The organism is Enterovirga sp. CN4-39 (genome assembly GCF_049446235.1).
Lineage (GTDB): Bacteria > Pseudomonadota > Alphaproteobacteria > Rhizobiales > Beijerinckiaceae > Enterovirga.
Genome location: NZ_JBMSEF010000009.1, coordinates 168,526 through 188,645, shown reverse-complemented (window position 1 = coordinate 188,645; position 20,120 = coordinate 168,526). Strand labels below are relative to the sequence as shown.

The window sequence follows — 20,120 nt, the reverse complement described above, 5'->3', positions numbered from 1 at the left end:
CCGTCCGGAATGAACCGGCAATGCGGCGGCGTCGTTCCGACACCTGCGATTTCCACCCGTCAAGTCGCGCGGACTTTGCGGGACCGCTCTGATGGTTGCTTAACCGGCGCATCGTATCTCTCCCGCATGCCGACCCGCTCCCGGCGGGACGAGCGTCGCCGCCCTAGGAGAGGCTTCCCTTGCCCGCGGATAGCGCCCGTCGTGCGCTCCTCTTCCGGGAGAGCGCAGCCGAGAGGATTCGGCGACACGCACTGGGACTCGCCTGGGCCTTGAAGCCCGAGCGGGCGCCAGGCTTGCCGGTGCTCTGGGGCAGGTGGCTCACCTCCCTTGGACAGGCGAAGCTCCCCGATCCCGAGCGCGCGCTCCCGCGGCCGTATGGCTTTGCAGGGTTCGTCAAAGACCTCTCGGTGCCGACGCTGATCGCGGCCTATGGCTCGGGGCTGTACCCCTTCGCGCATCTCGGCCCGCTGAAATGGTGGTCGCCGCCCGAGCGGGCTGTCGTGCCAGTACGCGAGTTCCACGTCTCGCGGCGCATCCGCAGCCGCATGCGCCAGAACCGGCTCAAGGTTACCTTCGACGCCGATTTCGAGGCGGTCATCCGGGCCTGCGCACGCCCGCGCGAAGGCAAGGTGCCGCTCACCTGGATCACGCCGCGGATCATGCGGGCCTATGCCGAGCTGTTCGATGCCGGCATCGCCCATTCCTTCGAGGTCCGGACCGAAGGTGGCGACCTCGTCGGGGGCGGCTACGGCGTCGCGGCGGGCGGCGTCTTCGTGATCGAGTCGCAATTCGCCTGGGAGCCCGGTGCCTCCCAGATCGGCTTCGCGGTGCTCAGCTGCCACCTCGCCGAATGGGGTTTCGTGCTCCTGGACAACAAGCTCATGACGCCGACCGTGGAGCGAATGGGCTTCCGCAACATTCCGCGCAGCGCCTATCTGGCGACGCTCGCTTCAGCTCGGGACATTGGACACCCCGGCCGGTGGCAGGCGGTGATGGACACGAAGGAGGCGGAAGCTGCCCTCCGGTCCGCGGCTGCGGCGGCCGCCGCAGCCGCGACCTCCGAAGAGGTGTGAGGCCCCGGAACGTCCGGGGCCACGGTGCGCATCAGCGCAGGACGATCTCGACCTCGACGTTGCCGCGGATCGCCTTGGAATATGGGCAGTTCTGATGCGCCGCGTGGAGCAACTCCTCGGCAACGCTCCGCTCGATACCCGGCAGGCTGACCTCGAGCGTGCACCCGATCCCGAAGCCGCCGGCCGCATCCGGCCCGAAGGCGATATGCGCCGTCACGACCGACTGCCCGATATCGATCCCCTTCTGCTTCGCCAGGAACTCCAGCGTGCCGCCGAAACAGGCCGAGTAGCCGCAGGCGAACAGCTCCTCGGGATTGGTGCCGACGCCATCCCCGCCCATCTCGGTGGGGCGCGAGAGCGCATGGCTCACCCTGCCGCTCGCGGCCTCGGTGCGGCCGGCGCGGCCGCCCGTCGTGGTCGCGGTCGAGGTGAATACGGTCTTCGTAAGCAAAAGCTTGGTCCTTGTTTACCCGGGCGTCGTGCCCGGCTTTCAGTGAGCTGCGCGGCGGTGGACGAACCGTCCCTGCCCGACCTGACCGTCCTGCAAAGCTCCGTCGCGGAGCGCGAAGGCGCCCCGTACGAGCGTGTGCCTGACTTGTCCGCGGAAGCGCCAGCCTTCGTAGATGGAGTAGCCGGCGCTCGACCGGATGTCGGACGGCCCGAGGGTCCATTCCGCCGCGAGATCCACGATGGCAAGATCCGCATCCTTGCCGATCTCGATCGCGCCCTTGTTCTCCAACCCCATGATGCGGGCCGGATTGCGGCTGAGGAGGTCCGAGATCCGGGCCAGGGGGATGCCGCGCTTGTGATGGCCTTCGGTCAGCATGACGGGCAGTAGCGTCTCGAGGCCGGGGCATCCCGGCGAGGCGGCCCAGATGCCGCCCTTCTTCCCCTCGGCAGTCCGGTGGACATGGTCAGTCGCAACGGTGTCCACGGACCCGTCCGCGACCGCGGCCCAGAGGGCCTCCCGGTCGGCCGGCCCCCGGAGCGGCGGGTTGATCTTGCCGAGGTCTCCGCCCGGCCAGGTGACGTCGTGCGTCAGGTAGTGGGGGCAGGTCTCGATGAGCACGCGCCCGCCCTGCTGCCGCGCCGCAAGCCCGGCCTTGAGGGCATGGGCGGAGGACGTATGGACGACGTAGAGCGCAGCACCGGCCGCCTCGGAAAGCAGGGCTGCGCGCTGCACGGCATCCGCCTCGATGAAGGGCGGCCGTGTCGCATTCCAGGCGGCGAGACCGCCCCTTCCTTCCGGATCTCGCGCCTTCTCGCGGTCGCGCAGCACCCAGGAGACCTCGATATTCTCTGGATGGGGGCAGACGAGCGCGCCCTGGGCCGCGGCGGCCTCGGCCAGCCGGTACAGGAACCCGTCGTCGATGTCGGGCAGGCCGAGCCGCGTGCCCTCCCCTCCGCGGTTGTTCATGAAGATCTTGAAGCTGGAGACGCCGTACTCGCCGACATAGAGCGGGATGCCCGCGAGTTGCTCCTCGGTCGCGATGATGAAGTGGTAGCCGAAATCGACCCGGGCGCCCGCCTCCGTGACCTGCACGACCTCGTCGAAGAGCCCGCCTTCGTAGGCGGTCGTACCCATGAGGTAGGGGATCAGCGTCGTGACCCCGCCGACAGCCGCCGCGGCGGTCTCGCCCGCGGCATCGGCCGGGACACGCGGCCGCGAGATGTCGCTCCCATGGCCGAGATGCAGGTGGGCGTCGATGATGCCGGGCAGGACCACGAGGCCGGTCGCATCGAGCCGTTCGGCGGCCTTCGCGGACGAGCCGGGTGCGAGCAGGGCGGCGATTCGGCCCTGCGTGATGCCGAGATCCGCCGCCGCGAGTTCGCCGGACGCCAGCAGGACACGCCCGCCGGCAACGAGCAGATCGAAGTCGCTCATAGGCCCGTCCCTAAGCCGCTGTGGCCGCAGCGGGCGCGATCCCCTGCAGGGCTGCGAGGCACTCGGCCGTCGTCATGACGTCCGCGTATTTCTCGGACATGTCGAACAGGTTCACGGCGTGCGAAACCTGGCTGCGGTCATAGACGGCGTCGCTTGGGACGCAGACACGGAAATTGTACGAGAACGCATCCACCACCGAGCCACGCACGCAGCCGCTCGTCGTGCAGCCCGTCACGACCAGGGTGTCGGCGCCGAGATTGACCAGGTAGCTCGCGAGCGGCGTCCCGTAGAACGCACTCGGATGCTTCTTCGGCAGCAGGATGTCGTTCGCCCGCGGCGCGACCTCCTCGACGAAGTCGTAGCCGCGCGCCCCGACCGTCATGATGGCGGGGACCTTCTCGGACAGCCGACCTCCGTCGAAGCTCTGCTTCGGGGCGACATGCGGGTAGAGCACCGGCCAGCCACGCTCGCGGAACAGGTCGAGGATCGTCCGGATCTTGCCGACCGCGTTCCAGCCCACTTCGCCGCAGGACGTCGGAAACTCCTTGATGGACTCCCAGAACGGGAGCGGCTTCGTACCGACCGTCCTGTACTGGACGTCGATGATGAGGAGAGCCGGGCGCGAGCCCAGCCCGCTGGGGCGGCCGAAGCCAGCGGCCCGGTAGGCGCGCTGCTCCTCCTCGGGGATCAGTCCATCCCAGGGCTTTGCTGCGCTCATCAATCCGCCCTCACCTTGTAGCGTGCCTCGAGTGCGTCGAAGCGGGCCTTGTCGACCGCGGCCTGGCGTTCCTCGAACGAGGCGAGCCGATCCCGCACGCCCGCGAGCGATCCGGTCGCCTTCAGCTCGGAGAGGACGCCGCGGACCGACCGCAAAGCGGCCTGGAGGGCAGCGTTGGCATAGAGCACGCCGCTGAAGCCGAATTCCTTGAGCTTCGCGTTCGGTATCTCCGGGGTCAGCCCGCCGAAGACGATGTTGGCGATGTGCGGGGCCGGGACCTCGCGCGGGATGCGCGACAGCTCCGCCTCGTCCGTGGGCGCCTCGATGAAGATGACGTCGGCGCCCGCCTCGACGAAGGCGTTCGCGCGCTCGATTGCGGCGTCGAGGCCGTAGACGGCGCGCGCATCGGTCCTGGCGATGATCTGGAGATCGCCGTCGCGGCGGCTGTCGACGGCGGCGCGGATCTTCTGGACCATCTCGGCGGTGGAGATTACGTCCTTGCCGGCGAAGTGGCCGCACTTCTTCGGGAAGACTTGGTCCTCGAGCTGGATGCCGGCAGCACCCGCACGCTCCAGGACCTGGACCGTGCGGCCGACATTCACGGGGTTTCCAAAGCCCGTATCGCCGTCGACGATCAGCGGGAGACCCACGACGTCCGCTATGGCGGAGACCACGCCCGCGACCTCGGTCAGGGTCGTTAGCCCGACATCGGGCACGCCAAACTGCATGTTCGCGATGCCGGCCCCGGTCACGTAGACGGCCTCGAAGCCGAGATCCTCGATGACCCGCGCAAACAGGGCATTCGGGGCGCCGGGCATGAGCACGGCATCCCGCCGTGCGAGGGTCGATTTCAGGCGGCTGGTAGCGCGGATCGCGCGTTCGCTGTTGATTGCGTCCGTCAAAGTTCCGTCCAGGTTTCACGAAGCGGCGCGGCGCCGCTTGGGTTGCGCAGGGGTCGCCTCGGCACCCGCCTGCGAAATGGGTTCGACGGCCCGAAGATCCGGGCTCCGCGCCGATGCGAGGCTCCGGGCCGCGTTGCGGATGTGCTGCCGCATGGCGGCTTCGGCGGCGTCGGGGTCGCGCGCGCTCAGGGCATCCAGGATGGCCTGGTGCTCGCGGAACGCAGCCTTTGCCCGGCCCGGCTCCGTGCTCGCTTTGAAGCGGTAGAGCCGGAGCTGGTAATAGAGATCCTCCATCAGGAGCTCCTGCAGCCGTGGGTTCCTGGCGCAGGTCATGATCGAGAGATGGAAATCCTCGTCGGGCTTGCGCTGGAAATAGCCATCGTTGCGCAGAACCTTGTCGTCCTTCCCGTGCTCGGCCAGGAGTCCCTGGAGGGACATGAGCTCGGAGCGCGTGATGCGCTCCGCCGCAAGTCGGCAGGCCATTCCCTCGAGCGCCTCGCGAATCTCGAAGAGCTGCGCGAGATCGGCCGTGGACAGCGCGATCACGCTCACGCCGATCCGGGGCGTGCGCATGACGAGCCGCCCCTCGAGGCGACCGAGCGCCTCCCGCAGCGGCCCGCGGCTGATCCCGAGCTGCCGCGCGAGATGCGCCTCGGACAGGCGCTCGCCGGGCTGGAATTCGCCGGACGTGATCGCCTGGATGATCTTGCCCAATGCTTCCTCGGCAAGCGAGTTGGTCGCGATTGGCGCAATGGCCGACATGATCGACTTCTCCGTTCCGGACGCCGGCGGGGTCATATCGACTGTCCCGAGCTGTCGCGGGCGACTTCATCTCACCCGCGACGACGCCGCTTCGGGGCGGTTGTCAACTAGTTCGGCTTCCGGGCGGCGATCACTGTCCATGGAAGCCGCCATTTCGGGAAGTCGGGAGCTGTCGCGCCCGGCGATTCCTCGAACGGCACTACGACGACATCCGTGAACCCGAGCGCCTCCAGGTATGTCCGAAAGTCGAACATGTCGAAATCGGCCATGTAGGGCTCGTTGTTCCGCTGGCCGTGGCCGTGCAAGAAGAAGCGCTCCACCTCGTCCCGTGCCCGGAAATCGAGCTGGACGAGGTGTCCGCCCGGCGCGAGCACGCGGAAGGCCTCCTTCATGGCGGCCCGGACGGCACCGTTGTCGAGTTCGTGCAGCAGCATCGTGGAGGTGACGAGATCATAGGCCTCGTCCGGTTCCCCGGTGCTGGCCGCGTCCGCCAGCCGGTAATGCAGGTTCTCGGCGCCGGCATCGGCGGCCTCGACAGCGGCAAGCCGCAGGCAACCCTCCGATAGGTCCACGCCCTCGACCTTCGCGGAGGGCCAGCGCTGCGCGATCGGAAGCGCGCTCTTGCCGAAGCCGCAGGCAAGATCGAGCACCTTCCTCGGCGCGGGGGAATACTTGGCGATCGCGGCCGCGAACTTGTGGTGGAGGCCATACGCATCCGTGCTGCCCGGCTGGGTCGTCGCGGCGCTCGCCTTGTAGATGTCGCCCGCAAGCACGTCGCCGTGGAGGTTGCCCGGATGCTGATGAACATCGACGGCACTGTAATAGGCCGGCACTTCGACGTCGGCGTGCGTGTAATGCTTCTCCGCGACCGCCATCAGGCGCGAGGTCAGTTGACCTCGCTGCCGCTCCGCCTCCACGGCGAGCCCGTGCCGCGAGGTGTACTTGTGATGCTGCACGTAGTGTTCGAGGAACGCGAAATATTCGTAGAACGGATTTCCGCGCAGCCGCTCGGCGGTGGCGTGCTTGTCGCCGGCCGCAGCTTCGCTGGCACGCGCAACCTCCTCGCGGGCACGGGGATAGACCGTGTCCATGAGGTAGGACTTCGCGCCTGCGAGGAAGGCCTGGTAGGCGCGTCCGTCCGGGGAGAGTTCCATTGCGCTTCTCCGTCTCAGCACTCAGTCCAGATCGAAGTCGGGATCGGCGATCGGCTTGAAGACCTCCCGCGCGAAGGCATCGAGTTCGGCATGGATCGCCTCCTCGCTCGTGCCGGGTCCGATCCCGGCACGCATCACCTGGGCCTTGAGGACCGCCACCTCGCCCGCAAGCGCGATGATGATGCCCATCAGCCGGTCGATGCGCGGATCGCCCAGATAGGGCTTTCCGAACAGCGCGGGGTCCTCCGCGGTGCCGGTCGGGGCCGGCACCGCATCTGCCTCGAGGGTCGCGCTCATTCAGGCATCGCCTTCTTCGCGGTCTCGGGAACGGTCATAAGGGTTGCGAGCGTGATGACCGAGACCGCCATCAGGAAGTAGGCCGGCGAGATCTTGTCGCCCGTGGCCTGGATCAGCCATGTCGAGATGTACGGAGCGCTGCCGCCGACGAAGACGCCCGCCAGGTTGAACCCGAGGCCGATGCCACTGTAGCGCACGCGGGTTGGGAAGAGCTCGGCAAGCGCCGCCCAGATGGCCCCCATGATGGCCGCCTCGAGCAGCCCGAGCACGACCTGGGCCCCGAAGATCAGGGGAAGGTTGTCTCCCTGCATGATCTTGAACGCCGGGATCGTCAGGACGAGGAAGCCGAGGGCGGAGCCGCCGATCACGAGCTTGCGACCGATGATATCCGAGAGCAGGCCGAAGAACACCAAGGCGACGGCGGCGATCGCGATGGTAGTCGTGGTCGAGAACGTCGCCTGCGCCTTGCTCAGCGTACCGACCGTCTGCAGATAGATCGAGAGATAGACGAAGACCGTGTAGTATGCCGCGAAGTTGATCGCCGTCAGGCCAAACGCCTTGGCGATGTTGACCGAGTTCGTCCGGAAGACCTCGACGACCGGCAGCTCGGCAACCTTGCCCGTCTGCTCGACGCGTTTGAATGCCTCAGCCTCCTGCAGCCGGATGCGAACCCAGAGCCCGACGAAGCCGGTCAGGATCCCGAGCAGGAACGGAATGCGCCAGCCCCAGGCGGTGAACTGCTCCGGGGTCAGCACCCAGTTGATGATGCCGACAACCGCGGAGGCAAGCAGCAGGCCTGAAAGGGAGCCGACCTGAGTCGCGCTCGTCAGGAAGCCGCGGCGGTTCGGAAGCGCGGTCTCGGCAAGGATCGCGGCGGATCCGCTGACCTCGCCGCCGGCCGACAGACCCTGGGCGAGACGCATGATCACGAGCAGGAGCGGCGCCGCGACGCCTATGGTCTCGTACGTGGGCAGGCAGCCGATCCCAAAGGTCGCGACGGCCATCATGATGACGGAGATGGCGAGGGCCGGCTTGCGCCCGTGCCGGTCGCCGATATGGCCGAACAGGATGCTTCCCAGCGGACGCGCCACGAAGGCGATCGCGAACACGGCCAGGGTCGAGAGAAGGCCTGCGGTCGGGGAGGAGGTCGGGAAGAACTGTATCGCGATCGTGGTCGCGACATAGCCGTAGACGCCGAAATCGTAATACTCGACGAGAGACCCGATGCCGCCTGCATAGACGGCGCGGCGGCGCTGCTCGGGCGTGCTGCCTGCGGCGGCTTTGCTCACCGCCCCCTGATGAACGCTCGCTGGACTGCTTAGAGTGGCAGACATTCTGACGATCCCCTCCAGTTCTGCTAATTGCACACTGTCGACAGTTTGCGTCAAGCAGGTTCTGTGCCTGCGAGCGTTCAGCTCGCAGGCGTCCTCGCGAACCATGACGGATGCGATGCGGCCCACTCGGCGAAAGAGGCGGCGTCGGCCTCGGGCGTCCCGAGAACCTCTAGGCCGAACTCGTCCGTGACGCGCCTTGCCGTGACGGCCTGCCGCTCGCGGGTCACGTCGTCCCGGTAATCGATGCTGGCGTCGCGGTCCTCGCCGAAGCGCCAGCGGAAGCCGGGCATCTTCTTTTCGAGTTCGCTGCACAGGAGTTCTGGCGACCAGGTTCGTATCGCCGCGAGATTGTACACGGGGTGGGCAAGGCGAGGCGCCTCGATGAGCAGCGCGACAGCATGCGCGACGCGGCGCACGTCGATCCAGTCCCGCGCCCCGCCACGCGGTAGGACGACCTCCCTCCCTCGAACGGCATCGCGCGCGATCTGGAAGAGCGGGCTCATCACATCACGCTGCCTCGTCTCCCATTCCCAACGGCCAAACACGGCCGCAATCCGTGGGACGACGACCTCCAGGTCGTGCAGTTCGCCGAAGCGCAGCGCGCTCTGCTCCGCGGCGAGCTTGCTGATGCCGTAGACCGTGAGCGGGTGCAGCGGAGCATCCTCCACCACCGGCTCACGTCCGAACGGAAGCCCGCCATAGACGGCGCTCGAACTCGCGGCCACGATTCGCCGAATTCCGGCCCGACGGCACGCCTCCAGGACGCGCGCGGTCCCGACGACGTTCACCTCCAGCACGCGGCCGAAATCGCTCTGCTCCGTCTCGACGCTCGCCGTCACGCTGGCGCCGTGGAACAGGGCCTCGCAGCCGAAATCGCGCAGCCTCGCCTCGAGCTGCTCTCCATCGAGCACATTGAGGCGTTCGACGGTGAGCGCGTCCTGCCTCGGCAGCTCGGCGACTGCGTCCGCGCGGAGCGGTCCGAGGTCGAGCGCCAGAACCTCGTGCCCCCTTCCGAGCAGGGCATCGAGGATGTTCAGGCCGACGAAGCCGGCCGCTCCGGTGACGGCGACCTTCACGACCGGCGGCCGATGCTGCGGCCAGCCGCGTGGCCCTCGAACACGGCCTCCACGGCAGTGCGGGGAGCGAGGCAGTCGCCGGCCCCGAGGGGGAGGTCACTATCAAAGGACAGAGCCCGTTCGAGCTCGTTGTCGGCCATGTTCGGCCGGATTGCGACCAAGTTGTCGATCGCCAGGGTCTCCATGTCGCCCGTGGAGACATCCTCCACCTCGAGGCTGCCCTCTCGGAAGTCGACCAGCCGGCGCAGGGGCACGATGCGGACACGCAGCTCGCGCAGCCGCTTCCGGGTTGCGGTCGTGCTGTAGATCGTCGTACGCCAGGCGAGGCCGGCGAGCGGGCTGATGGCCGTCACCTCGTGCCCACCGAGGGCGAGGTGTTCCAGGAGCGAGAACGCGCCCCAGTCGCCGGTCTCGTCGTAGACGGCAATTCGGCGTCCGAGCGGCGTCGCGGGATCGACCGCCTCCGCCAGCGTCAGCGCCACGGCCCCGCTCGGGAGCGTGACCGGACTGGGCCGCGATCCCGTTGCCAGGATGACGGTGTCGGCCCCGAACTCCCTGATGGCGGCCGCGTCTGCCCTCCGCCCGAACTCGACGCGGACGCCGTTCAGCTCTAGGCGGCGCTGCTGGAGCGCCAGGAACTTCTCGAAATCGCCGCGCTTGCGCATCGAGGCCGCCAGCGCAAGCTGACCGCCGAGGCGCGATCCTGCCTCCCACAGCGTGACCCGATTGCCGCGGGCCGCCGCCACATAGGCCGCCTCGGCGCCGGCAGGTCCGCCGCCAACGACCAGGACTGATTTCGGCGCGTCGGCCCGGTCGTCCTCGGGCTCCGCCCATACCTCCTCGCGCCCCGCGATCGGGTTGACCAGGCAGGTGATGGCTATGTTCTTTTCGAGATGCTGCGCGCAGCCCTGGTTGCAGCTGATGCAGGTGCGAACCTCGTCCGCGCGCCCCGCCAGCGACTTCCGGACGATGGCCGGGTCGGCGATGTGGCCCCGGGCGATGCCGACGAGGTCCGCCTCGCCGCCGGCGATCATCCGCTCCGCCTCGGCGAGGTCGCGGTACTTGCAAACCGTGACGATCGGGATCGGCGTGCCCTGCTCGCTCAGGGCGCGCCGGATTGGGCCCGGGAACTCGCGGAAGGGCGCCTCGTCGAACGTCATGTCGGCCATCTGCGTGCCGACCGAGTAGGACATGTTGTAGGCCGAGTGGCTCACGTGGACGAAGTCCAGCGCGACCTCCTTAGCCGCCTTCGTGATGATCTCCCTCGCCATGTCGGGCGTGATCCCGTCCGGCAGGTACTCCTCGACCGTGAAGCGGATGCCCATGCAGCGCTCCGGCCCGATCTCGGCCCGCACGGCCTTGAGCACCTCCAGCGGAAAGCGCATCCGGTTCTCGACCGACCCGCCATATTCGTCGATACGCTGGTTCGAGGACGGGGACAGGAACTGCTGGAGCAGGTGGCCGTGGCCCCAATGCAGTTCGAGACCGTCGAGCCCTGCCTCGAGCAGGTTCAGGCTTGTGCGCACGAAGCCGTCTCGGACTGCGATCATATCGCGGCGGTTCATCTCCCGCGGCGGAAAGGCCGTCGTGGACCAGCGGATGGGAGAAGCGCCGAGCGAGCAGGTGCGCTCAAACTCCCCCTCGATCTGCCGGCCCATATGGCAGACTTGGCCGATGAGCGGCACGCCCTCTTCGTGGACGGCGTCGGCCACGCGGCGGAAAGCCTCGACGGAACCAGGAAGATAGCCGGCCACGCCCTGCGGACGGCCGAGCGTGTTGTCGGACACGCGGACGGCCTCGAAGATGATGGCGCCAACGCCGCCCCGGGCCCGTTGCCGGTGATATTCGACGTGCCGCTGCGACGGGAGGTGGTGCTCGCCGAAATTCGTGGTGTGCGCCGGGACGACGATGCGGTTCTTCAGCCGGACCCCATTGAGCGAAATAGGCGTCTCGACGCTTGGAAAAAGTGCCACGCTTTCCTGTCCTATGAACTCTGTAGAAGGCCCCTGCCGGCGGCATCCCCTTCGGCAATAACGGCCTCGATGCTCCGGGGCGCTCGCGCATCCCCGACGACCCGTACATCATATCCGGCCTGACGCAGAGGCTGGACAAGTTCGACTCGCGGCAGTCTTCCGGACGCGAAGACGAGCAGGTCGGCGGCCTCAACGGCCTCGATCCGCCCGGACATCAGTGACTTCACGGCGACCGCACCGTCCGGGCCGATCTCCTCCAGGGCGGAGCTCTGGCGGAGGCTCACTCCGGCCCGCTCCATGCGGCCGAAGAAATACGGGAGTTCATAGGTCTTGTTGAAGACATCGGAATAGGCGGCCAACGGCGTGACAACGGTGCAATGCGCGCCCGCCTCCGCGGCTTCGATCGCGAAGGCGGCGGCCGCGCTCTCGCCGGACTCGTCCACGATCACGATGCGGGAGCCGGATGTCGCAGCACCGGTCAGAACCGCCTCGTCCAGGCCCATCGTCCGGGCATTGCGAAGGCCGGGAATGGAGGCGCGATCGGGCCGGTACGGCGTGTAGCCGGTCAGGTCCCATTCCGAGCCCGTGGCGAGGACGATCACGTCCGGCCTGACGGTAGCCAGCATGCGGATGTCGGCGGCCATGTTGAGGACGATCTCCGCGCCAGCCGCTCGCAACGGCGAGACCAGGTTTTCGATCCCCCTCCCCCACCGCTCCCGGAGCGGGAGACGGGCCAGCGGACGGAGTCTCCCGCCGAGTTCACCGCTCTTCTCGAACAAGGTTACGCGGTGACCGGATGCGGCGGCCTGCGTCGCGCAGGCGAGCCCGGCGGGTCCGCCGCCGACCACCACCACCTGCAGCACCTTCGCGGGTTTTGCGATTTCGGAACGCCGGGCAGCCTCACGGCCCATGGCCGGGTTCATCACGCAGGTCACATGCGTGTTCTCGACCAGGCGCTTCGCGCAGACATTCGCGCCGATGCAATGGCGGATTTCGGCCTCGCGGCCCCCCTGCGCCTTTGCGATATGGTGCGGGTCCGCCATATGGGCGCGGGTCATTCCCACCATGTCGAGTCGACCTTCGGTGAGCACCGCCTCCGCATCGGCCAGCATGGTAACGCGCCCGACGGAGAACAGCGCGACCTGATTGCCTACACGGTCGCGGAGCCTGGAGGTGAAGTTCGTCAGGAAGCCTGTCGGCAAGGGGCTGGCCATTGGCGGCACCGACACGCTCTTCGCGAAATAGCCGCCCGCCGACACGTCGATGAAGTCGAGATGCCCTTCCGCGGCCAGGAGTTCCGCCGCATCGAGCGCCTCCTCGGGCGTGATGCCGGCTTCTCCGAGATGCTCGTCGGCCGAGATCCTGATCCCGAGAAGCGGCTCGGAGCCGATCGCGGCACGCGTCTCGGCCGCAATCTCCCGGACAATCCGGCAGCGGTTTTGGAGCGATCCGCCGTATTCATCCTCGCGCCGATTGAAGGCCGGGCTGAGGAAGGAGCCCAGAAGCTGGCTGTGCGCCGCGTGGATCTGGACGCCGCTGAAGCCGCCTTCCACGGCATGCAGCGCCGACCTCACAAACGACGCCTTCACGTCGGCGATGTCTTCGGCGGACATCACCGCGGGCGTCTCGCCGAACTGCGTCGACCGAATGCCCGACGGCGACAGGAGCGGCCGCCAAGCGTCGATATACATCGTGCCGATGCCTTGTGCGCCGCCGCAGAACAGCTGCGCCAGGATCGGCACGCCGAGCGCCCGGACCGGCTCCGTCACGGCCCGGTAGAACGGAATGGCGTCCGGCGAGTAGGCGATGAGGCCCTGATGGTAGTTCCGGCCGGAAGGATGGGCGGCCTGCTGCTCGGTGATGATGAGCCCGACGCCACCCCTGGCACGCTCCTCGTAATACGCCGCATGGCGCGGCGTGAAGAAGCCGTTCTCGCCATAGAGGACCGAATGGCCGGTGAGCAGGATGCGGTTCCTGAAGCGATGGCCGCGCAACCGCCAGGAACCGAGGAGCTCTGGATAATTCACGAGCCTTGCTCCTGCGAGAGCATCCGTAGAGCCGCGGCGAGCGGCCGGTTTGGAGGTCCTGGCTCGAAGCCAAGATCGCGCACGGACGAGCCAGCCAGGGCCTCCCGGGCATGCACGCCCGCCTTGAGGAGCATGATCCGCTCGCCCAAGAGCTCGCCGTCGGCCGCGGCCGCGAAGTTCCCGATCAGGCGATCCCAGGCCGGGATCTGCTCGGCGGCGCCGATCGCGCTCCAGGCAAGCCGGCCAAGGCGCTCCAGGCTCTCGTGCCGCGGCCGCTCGGATGCACCGAGGCCTTTGAAGCGCAACCGGTCCCAGAGCCGGAGCAGATGGCCGCCGGATGCGCAAAGCCGGGGATCGAAGGCCATGGAGGGAGGGGCCGACGCCGCTTCGACGACCAGCACGCGAGCGATCCTCGACGATGCGCGCGCGAGAGGAAGAGCGAGCGCCCGGGCCTCGTCATGTACGACGAGGTCCGCCGATGCCACGCCGTAGACGTCCAGGACGCCCGCCAGGACCTCACCAAGCGCCTCGAGCGCGGCCTGCGCATCGCCGTTGCCGGGCAGTTTGTCCAGATCTAGCAGGATCACGTCGCGATCGAGGGCGCGCGGCAGTTCCGGCTCGATCGCGACGGAGCCCGCGGGAAAGGGCGGGAGGACCACCACAGGGCGCCGCCCCCCTGTCCCGCGCAGCCTCCGGGCGATGATCCGCCAGCCCTCGCCGGAGAAATACCGGGTCTCGGCCGCCGTCGAGATCGAGATCGGGCCGCGCGCCGAAATCCCGGCGGCCGCCTCGATCAGGATCTCGTGCTCCACAGCCTCGACATCGGCTTCCGTGCAGGGATGGAGCGCAAGGCTCGCATTCGCCTCCGCGACATGGCCGATCTTCAGTGAGAGCGAATCCTCGTGCTCGACGACGAGGTGCATCGGCACCGAAATCCGAGTCAGGGCGGCGGGCGCGTCGTACCCGAAGGCCGCGGCATACACCCGGGCGTAGCTGTCGTGGCGGGCCGCGATCTCGGCTACGCCTTTGTGCAGGTATTCCGGGCTCGGCAACGCGCAATGAGCGCGCGTGCCGGGGTCCTTGGTGTTCCATGGCCAGTAGACGAACTGCTCGCGGTAGCGGTACCAGAGCCATACGAGGTGCGATCCGTCCCAGTTCGGCTCGAGCGCGGGAAAATAGGTCGCGAGCCGCTGCGCACTCTCCTCGGCCGTGTAGATCGGGTAGCCGTTCGTCACCACGGCCGCCGCGAGATCAGGCCGCTGAATCGCCATCTCGGTCACGACGAGAGCTCCCGTATGGGAGCCGTAGAGAAGCGCAGGCCCGCCCGCGAGCTTCTCCAGCATGCCGTTGAACAGGGCTGCGAGCTTCTCGATCGTGACAGGATCGGTATCCAGCGCGTCCGATCGGCCGAGACCCGGAATGTCCGGAGCAATGCACTGGAAGTCGGCGCCGAACCGCTCGAGGCGGCTCTCGAGCACACGCGCGGAGGTCGGTGCCTGATGCAGCATAACAAGCGGAACGCCGCGCTCGCCGCAGCGACGCACATGCAGATGAACGCCGTCTTGAACGACGAAACTCGAACTCACCGCCATTCGGAAATGCTACGGCTCCGATGTCAGCTGTCAACAGCAAACAGCGCGGTTTTGATGGTGATAGTTTGATCGGACTGCCTGACGTCGCGCCGAGTTGCTCCGGACGGCGCCAGGCGACCGTCGCCGGTAAGCTAATGCGGAGGCTGTCCCTTAGGCCCGCCTACCTGCGCAGCCGCGCACGCCGCTCGCTAAACAGGACGAAGATGCCGCTGGCCGCGATGATGGCGGCACCGACCCAGGTCCAGAGATCCGGCAGGTGGCCGAAAACGAGATAGCCGAGGACCGCCGCCCCGACGATCTGGAGATAATTGAACGGCGACACGAAGGTGGCCGGCGCTTGCTCAAAGGCGCTCACCAGGAAGTAGTGCCCGATCCCGCCGAAGATCCCGATGGCGACGAAAACCGCGAGATCGAGCATGTTGTCCGGGTTGCGCCAGACGAACGGCAGCGGCGCGGTCAGCACCAAGAACCCGACCATCACCATGTAGGTATTGGACGTGATGGCCCGGTCATAGGCGCTGAGCTTTCGCGACAGGATCTGGATGTTCGCGCCCACGAAGGCATTGATGAGCAGCAGGGCCGTCGCGAGGCCGTCACCACTATAGCCCGGCCGCACGACGATCAGCGCTCCCGCGAAGCCGACCGCGACCGCGATCGCCCGATGCCAGCCGATCCGCTCGCCGAGCATCAGGGGCGCGAGCGCCGTGACGATCAGCGGGGCCGAGAAGTTGATCGCCGTGGCGGTCGTGAGCGCCACCATCGTCAGGGCCGAGAACATCAGGAGCGCCGATGCGCAATGGAGCCCCGAGCGCAGAAGTTGCAGGCCGGGCGCAGCCGAGCGCAGCATCGCGAACCCGTAGGTCGGCACGAAGGCCACCAGCATCAGCCCGAAGTGCCCGGAATAGCGGGCCCAGCCGATCTGAACGATGGAGTAGCTGCTGAGGTGCTTCGCGCAGGCATTGATGCCCGGAAGCATCACGGCCGCGGCGATCATGTAGAGAACCGCCCGGCCGAGATTGTCCTGCCGTAGAGGGGGCGGCAGCTCAGGTGCTCCTGGGGAAACGGGCATGTTCGGCGGGACGCTTGCGGGTCGGGGCGGCCTAGGCGCCGGGGTTGCGAGTCACCGGGGACTCGTCGCGCGGCGGGAGAGGCGGCGGGTCATCCGCATAGGTCCGGCCGCGGCGTTCATGCGGGATGCTTGATGCCTCGCCTCATGGCCTCAATGGCGGCCCGCGCCATGCCGTCGACGCGATGGTTCAGGGTATCGTCCGCATGGCCCTTCACCCAGTGCCAGGTCACGTCATGGCGCTGGCGTGCCTCATCCAGGCGACGCCATAGGTCCTCGTTCTTCACGGGCTTGCGGTCGGCCGTGAGCCAGCCCTTGGCCTTCCAGCCCTTGATCCAGCTCGAGATGCCGTTCCGGACATATTGCGAGTCTGTGTACAGATCGACGGCGCAGGGTCGCGTGAGCGCCTCCAGGGCCGAGATCGCCGCCATCAGCTCCATGCGGTTGTTCGTAGTGTTCGGCTCGGCACCGGAGATTTCCCGCTCCTTGGCGCCGAAGATCAGCAGCGCCCCCCAGCCGCCCGGGCCGGGATTCCCCGAGCACGCACCGTCCGTGTAGATCTTGACCCGATCGCTCATCCCGACTCGCATCTTGTTCGAAGGGACTGAGCTACCGCCCTACCTCACAGGCTCCCAGCCATATTCGGTCGCGCTCGCCACCTTTCGGTGGAAGCCGAGCTTGCGATCGTATTCGAGAGGGTCCTTTGGACGCACCAGCGCGCCGGGCGGGACGTTCAGCCAGTCCACGAGCCGGGTCAGCATGAAGCGGAGGGCGGAACCTCTTGCCAGGACCGGCAGCGCGGCGACCTCCTCGGGCTCGAGGGGACGCACGCTCTGGTACCCTGCGATCAGCGCTCGCCCCTTCGTGGCATTGAAGGAGCCGTCTGCCTCGAAGCACCAAGCGTTCAGGCAGATCGCGAGATCGTAGGCGAGCGCGTCCGTGCAGGCGAAATAGAAGTCGATCACGCCCGACAGCCTGTCCCCGATGAAGAACACGTTGTCGGTGAAGAGGTCGGCGTGGATCACGCCTTCGGGCAGCCCCGCCGGCCAGAGCGCGGCAAGCTCGCCGAGTTCGGCCTGTGTCCTGGCGGCGAGCCCGGGTGCCAGCCGGTCGGCCTGGCAATCAGCGCTCGCAAAGAGCGGGGCCCACGCGCCGATGGAGAGTGCGTTGGGCCGCCTCCCGGCAAAATCGCGGCCCGCCGCATGAAGGCGGGCCAGCTCCGCCCCCACGGCCCGGCAATGGCCGACGCCGGGACGCTTGACGGCAATGCCCTCCAGGAAGGTCACGATGACGGCAGGCCGGCCCGCGAGCCGCCCGAGGCTCTCCCCCGACCTGCTATGGACGGGAAGCGGACACTCGAATCCCCGCCCAGCAAGATGCTCCATGAGGCCAAGGAAAAACGGAAGATCCGCCTCACTGACGCGCTTCTCGTAGAGGGTCAGGATGAAGCGGTCGCGCGTGGTCTGGAGAAAGTAGTTCGAGTTCTCGACCCCTTCCGCGATGCCCTTGAACGAGAGCACCTCTCCCAGGTCGTACATGGCCAGGAAACCGCGGAGGTCCTCGTCGGAGACCTCGGTATAAACGGCCATGTCAGCGGGACCAGACTCGTGACGGGGAAGAATTTGCCTGAAGATCAGGCGTCTCCATTCTCCTGCGAAAGCGGCCGACCCGTGTCAAGCGACCACGGGAATATAGCCGGGCTCCATCGTTAAGGTTCAGGTCTGGGATTTCCCGCCTGCGTTAACTTCGCGCGAACAGCAGCGTGTCATGGTAGCGCCGGAATGCCGAGGACGAGATGAGCAGGTTCCTGCGCGACCAGAAGGGGGTGACCTCGATCGAGTACGCCTTGATCGCGATGCTGGTGTCCATCGTGATCATCGGCGGCGCGACCATGATCGGCACGAGCGTCAGGGGATCTTTCGAGCAGGTCCAGTCGGGCTTCACCACGCGCTAGCCCTATTCCGCCGCCGCCAGCGGGATCACGCGGCCCGATCCCAGATTGTCGAGGCTCTGCCGGATCTGGTCGGCCAGCGCCTCAGCGAGTTCGTTCCTCTCCCCGACCCCTTGAACCAGGCCGATCTTGCAGGACGGCAAGGGCGGGAACCCGTCGCGCGGACCGAGGACCCGCATGCCGGGCCGAACAGCGCTTTCGGGCAGGACCGAGACGGCCAGCCCCGCCAGGACGGCCGCGCCCACTGCGGTCGAGTTCCAGCTGACATAGGCCACCCGGAAGCTGCGCCCGGCCTTCTCCAACGCGGCCAGCGCAGAGGAGCGCCAGTTGCAGGTCGCCCTCCCGAGCGCGAGCGGCATCACCGCCTCGTCCTGCACGCAGTGCCGCGCGGACGTGACCCAGAGAAGCTGCTCGGACCGGACCACCTCCGAGTTTCCTCGCCCATCAACATGCGTGATGATCGCGAGGTCGAGTTCGCCGGCCTGCACCTGCTCCACGAGCATCGGCGTCGGCTCGCAGACGACAGTCACCTCCGCGCGGGGGTTCGATCGCGAGAACGTTGCGAGGATCTCCGGCAGGTACCGGTCGGCATAGTCGTCCGGCAGGCCGAGGCGCACGCGTCCGACGAGGTCCGACTCGGCGAAGGACGCCACGCATTCATTGTTCAGCCGGACGATGCGGCGCGCGTAATCCAGCAGGCGCTCCCCGGCATCCGTCAGCTTGGAGGAGCGTCCATCGCGCTCGAATATCTCCCGCCCGAGCCGCTCCTCCAGGCGCTTCATCTGCATCGAGACGGCCGACTGGGTCTTGTGGACGATTTCGGCGGCCCGCGTGAAAGAGCCCGTGTCGGCGATGGCCAGGAAGGTGCGGAGCTGGTCGCTGTCGAGCATGTAGGGCATCGGGACCTCCATCACTCCAAGTGATCTCAGACATTCAAATCATTCGCTTCACGAATAGCAAGATGGAGAGCATCGTCCATCTGGCGAGGCAGCCCGCTTCGCTCCCGACGCGCTGCGCGGGCCAGAGAGGAGCCTGATCCTCAGGAGATTGCGATGGTCACGACCGAGACAGAATTCCCGCGGAGCTACGGACCGGCATCGACCCTCCGTCGCATCGTGCAGTTCGTCGTCCTGACGACGGCGGCGTTCGTCCGGACGCTCGTGCATCGCCGCCAGGTGCGCAGCCTGCTCGAACTCGATGATCGCTCGCTCAAGGACATCGGCCTGACCCGCAGCGACGTGATCGGCGCCCTCGAGTTGCCGCTCGCGAAGGACCCCTCAGCCCTCCTCGTAGTTCGATCCGTCAGCCGGCGCAGTCACTTACGAGCGCGCGCGAATGCAGCTTGGGGCCTGAAACACGCGCCCGCGGCCGTTAGCTGCTGAGGCGCTTCTCAGGCTTGGCGGGGTTGCCCGCCCGCCGGTGCCGCCGACAGGACGCCGTCGAGGATGCCGTTCAAGGTTGTCAGGTACTGCTCCTGAACGTCTCGGCCGGCATCGAACATCTGCGAGAGCACTTCGAACGGATTGGGTTGCGAAGGCGGTGGCGCCGGCGGTGGCGGCGCGGCGGCATTCGGCGGGAGGTCCTTCAGGAATCCCCGCATGAAGCTCGTCCAGGGATCGGTGGGCGGTTCCGGAGGAGGCGGCTTCCGCGCCGCCCCTCCAAGCATCGCGCTCATCAGGTCTCCCCAGGCCTCGTAGGGGTTGGTGACGGTCGGGCTGCTTGGCTGCGGGCTCCCGCCCTGGAGCCGCGCCAGCGTCCGGAGCCAGTCGCTCCAGTTCCGAAGAAAATCGGCCAGCCCCTCCATGGTGGTGTAGCGGAACAATCCGCCCATGAGGACCGTGGCGAGAGACGGCAGCATCTGCTGCAGGACTTGAGCCGTGATCCCCGACATAGCCGAGGCCTGCGCGGCGATCTGGCGTGAGATTTCGGGGGAGCCGAAGATCCGCTCCAGCGCGTGCTGTCCGTTCGGCGGGGCGGGCCAGAGCTGAGCTCCACCGTCGAAGAACGGCGCGTAGCGGCCCGATGCCATCAACTCGAGCAGCTGGGCGAAGGCGTTCGGATCCTGGAAGCTTCGCTGCAGGCCGAGCGAGAAGGCCGGCAGCAGGGCATCCACCGCCCTCTGTGTCTGGTCGAGACTCAACCCGAACTGGCGCGAGAAACTGTCCATCGCCGTGCCGCCCTGGGCCTGCCGAACGATGTCGAAGAGAGTGACCATCCGGGTCTCCACCTCGGCCGGAAAACGGCGTCGCGGCGGCCGAGGCTCTTGGAAGCTAGCACGAGCGCGTGCTTCATGATCAACCCATGACAAGG

At 67.5% G+C, this 20,120-nt stretch carries 20 protein-coding genes; 3 read left to right on the top strand and 17 right to left on the bottom strand.

What is annotated here, in order from left to right; translation table 11 throughout:
* Window positions 1-179 precede the first annotated feature (179 nt).
* Entirely contained in the window at window positions 180-1,073 is an 894-nt protein-coding gene (locus ACO2SS_RS16345) for a leucyl/phenylalanyl-tRNA--protein transferase (RefSeq protein WP_423278814.1), read from the top strand.
* Window positions 1,074-1,104: 31 nt separating this feature from the next.
* On the opposite strand, the gene ACO2SS_RS16340 is transcribed toward ACO2SS_RS16345, so the two are convergent.
* The 15 genes from ACO2SS_RS16340 to thrB all read right to left on the bottom strand — a co-directional run bounded on the left by ACO2SS_RS16340 (window position 1,105) and on the right by thrB (window position 17,448).
* Entirely contained in the window at window positions 1,105-1,524 is a 420-nt protein-coding gene (locus ACO2SS_RS16340; protein ID WP_423278813.1) for an organic hydroperoxide resistance protein, read from the bottom strand.
* A gap of 39 nt (window positions 1,525-1,563) precedes the next feature.
* Window positions 1,564-2,958 (bottom strand): dihydroorotase, encoded by a 1,395-nt coding sequence (locus ACO2SS_RS16335; RefSeq protein WP_423278812.1) that lies wholly within the window; start codon window positions 2,956-2,958, stop codon window positions 1,564-1,566.
* Between the two features lie 10 nt (window positions 2,959-2,968).
* Window positions 2,969-3,676 carry an isochorismatase family protein gene (locus ACO2SS_RS16330; RefSeq protein ID WP_423278811.1) on the bottom strand — a complete coding sequence of 236 codons (708 nt, stop codon included), beginning with the start codon at window positions 3,674-3,676 and terminating at the stop codon, window positions 2,969-2,971.
* Entirely contained in the window at window positions 3,676-4,578 is a 903-nt protein-coding gene (locus tag ACO2SS_RS16325) for an isocitrate lyase/PEP mutase family protein (RefSeq protein WP_423278810.1), read from the bottom strand. Before ACO2SS_RS16325 ends, ACO2SS_RS16330 begins: the two co-directional genes overlap by 1 nt.
* Before the next feature lie 15 nt (window positions 4,579-4,593).
* The gene (locus ACO2SS_RS16320; RefSeq protein ID WP_423278809.1) at window positions 4,594-5,376 is read right to left on the bottom strand and encodes a GntR family transcriptional regulator; all 783 of its coding nucleotides are present in this window, start codon (window positions 5,374-5,376) and stop codon (window positions 4,594-4,596) included.
* Window positions 5,377-5,447: 71 nt separating this feature from the next.
* Window positions 5,448-6,494, bottom strand: coding sequence for a class I SAM-dependent methyltransferase (locus tag ACO2SS_RS16315; RefSeq protein WP_423278808.1), 1,047 nt, complete (start codon window positions 6,492-6,494; stop codon window positions 5,448-5,450).
* Between the two features lie 21 nt (window positions 6,495-6,515).
* The gene (locus ACO2SS_RS16310; protein WP_423278807.1) at window positions 6,516-6,791 is read right to left on the bottom strand and encodes a hypothetical protein; all 276 of its coding nucleotides are present in this window, start codon (window positions 6,789-6,791) and stop codon (window positions 6,516-6,518) included.
* Window positions 6,788-8,080 (bottom strand): MFS transporter, encoded by a 1,293-nt coding sequence (locus ACO2SS_RS16305; protein WP_423278806.1) that lies wholly within the window; start codon window positions 8,078-8,080, stop codon window positions 6,788-6,790. Before ACO2SS_RS16305 ends, ACO2SS_RS16310 begins: the two co-directional genes overlap by 4 nt.
* A 122-nt stretch (window positions 8,081-8,202) precedes the next feature.
* A complete protein-coding gene (locus ACO2SS_RS16300; RefSeq protein WP_423278805.1) occupies window positions 8,203-9,201 on the bottom strand; it encodes an NAD-dependent epimerase/dehydratase family protein in 999 nt (332 codons plus the stop codon).
* A complete protein-coding gene (locus ACO2SS_RS16295) occupies window positions 9,198-11,174 on the bottom strand; it encodes an FAD-dependent oxidoreductase (RefSeq protein WP_423278804.1) in 1,977 nt (658 codons plus the stop codon). The genes ACO2SS_RS16300 and ACO2SS_RS16295 overlap by 4 nt, the downstream gene beginning before the upstream one ends.
* An 11-nt stretch (window positions 11,175-11,185) precedes the next feature.
* Entirely contained in the window at window positions 11,186-13,201 is a 2,016-nt protein-coding gene (locus ACO2SS_RS16290) for an FAD-dependent oxidoreductase (protein WP_423278803.1), read from the bottom strand.
* A complete protein-coding gene (locus ACO2SS_RS16285) occupies window positions 13,198-14,793 on the bottom strand; it encodes an alpha/beta fold hydrolase (protein ID WP_423278802.1) in 1,596 nt (531 codons plus the stop codon). Before ACO2SS_RS16285 ends, ACO2SS_RS16290 begins: the two co-directional genes overlap by 4 nt.
* Before the next feature lie 160 nt (window positions 14,794-14,953).
* Entirely contained in the window at window positions 14,954-15,862 is a 909-nt protein-coding gene (locus ACO2SS_RS16280) for a DMT family transporter (protein WP_423278801.1), read from the bottom strand.
* A 116-nt stretch (window positions 15,863-15,978) separates the two neighbouring features.
* Complete coding sequence (rnhA, locus tag ACO2SS_RS16275) at window positions 15,979-16,437, bottom strand: ribonuclease HI (protein ID WP_423278800.1); 459 nt, start codon at window positions 16,435-16,437, stop codon at window positions 15,979-15,981.
* A 39-nt stretch (window positions 16,438-16,476) separates the two neighbouring features.
* Window positions 16,477-17,448 carry a homoserine kinase gene (gene thrB / locus ACO2SS_RS16270; protein WP_423278799.1) on the bottom strand — a complete coding sequence of 324 codons (972 nt, stop codon included), beginning with the start codon at window positions 17,446-17,448 and terminating at the stop codon, window positions 16,477-16,479.
* Window positions 17,449-17,654: 206 nt separating this feature from the next.
* Between thrB and ACO2SS_RS16265 the strand changes: the two genes are divergently transcribed.
* A complete protein-coding gene (locus ACO2SS_RS16265; RefSeq protein ID WP_423278798.1) occupies window positions 17,655-17,813 on the top strand; it encodes a Flp family type IVb pilin in 159 nt (52 codons plus the stop codon).
* Window positions 17,814-17,815: 2 nt separating this feature from the next.
* Here ACO2SS_RS16265 and ACO2SS_RS16260 read toward each other — a convergent pair whose 3' ends face one another.
* Window positions 17,816-18,709 (bottom strand): LysR substrate-binding domain-containing protein, encoded by an 894-nt coding sequence (locus ACO2SS_RS16260; protein ID WP_423278797.1) that lies wholly within the window; start codon window positions 18,707-18,709, stop codon window positions 17,816-17,818.
* Window positions 18,710-18,862: 153 nt separating this feature from the next.
* Here ACO2SS_RS16260 and ACO2SS_RS16255 point away from each other — a divergent pair, with 153 nt between their 5' ends.
* Window positions 18,863-19,192 carry a DUF1127 domain-containing protein gene (locus ACO2SS_RS16255; protein ID WP_423278796.1) on the top strand — a complete coding sequence of 110 codons (330 nt, stop codon included), beginning with the start codon at window positions 18,863-18,865 and terminating at the stop codon, window positions 19,190-19,192.
* A gap of 8 nt (window positions 19,193-19,200) precedes the next feature.
* Here the strand turns inward: ACO2SS_RS16255 and ACO2SS_RS16250 are convergent, their stop codons facing one another.
* On the bottom strand, window positions 19,201-20,025 hold the full coding sequence (locus ACO2SS_RS16250) for a DUF937 domain-containing protein (protein ID WP_423278795.1): 825 nt from the start codon (window positions 20,023-20,025) through the stop codon (window positions 19,201-19,203).
* Window positions 20,026-20,120 lie beyond the last annotated feature (95 nt).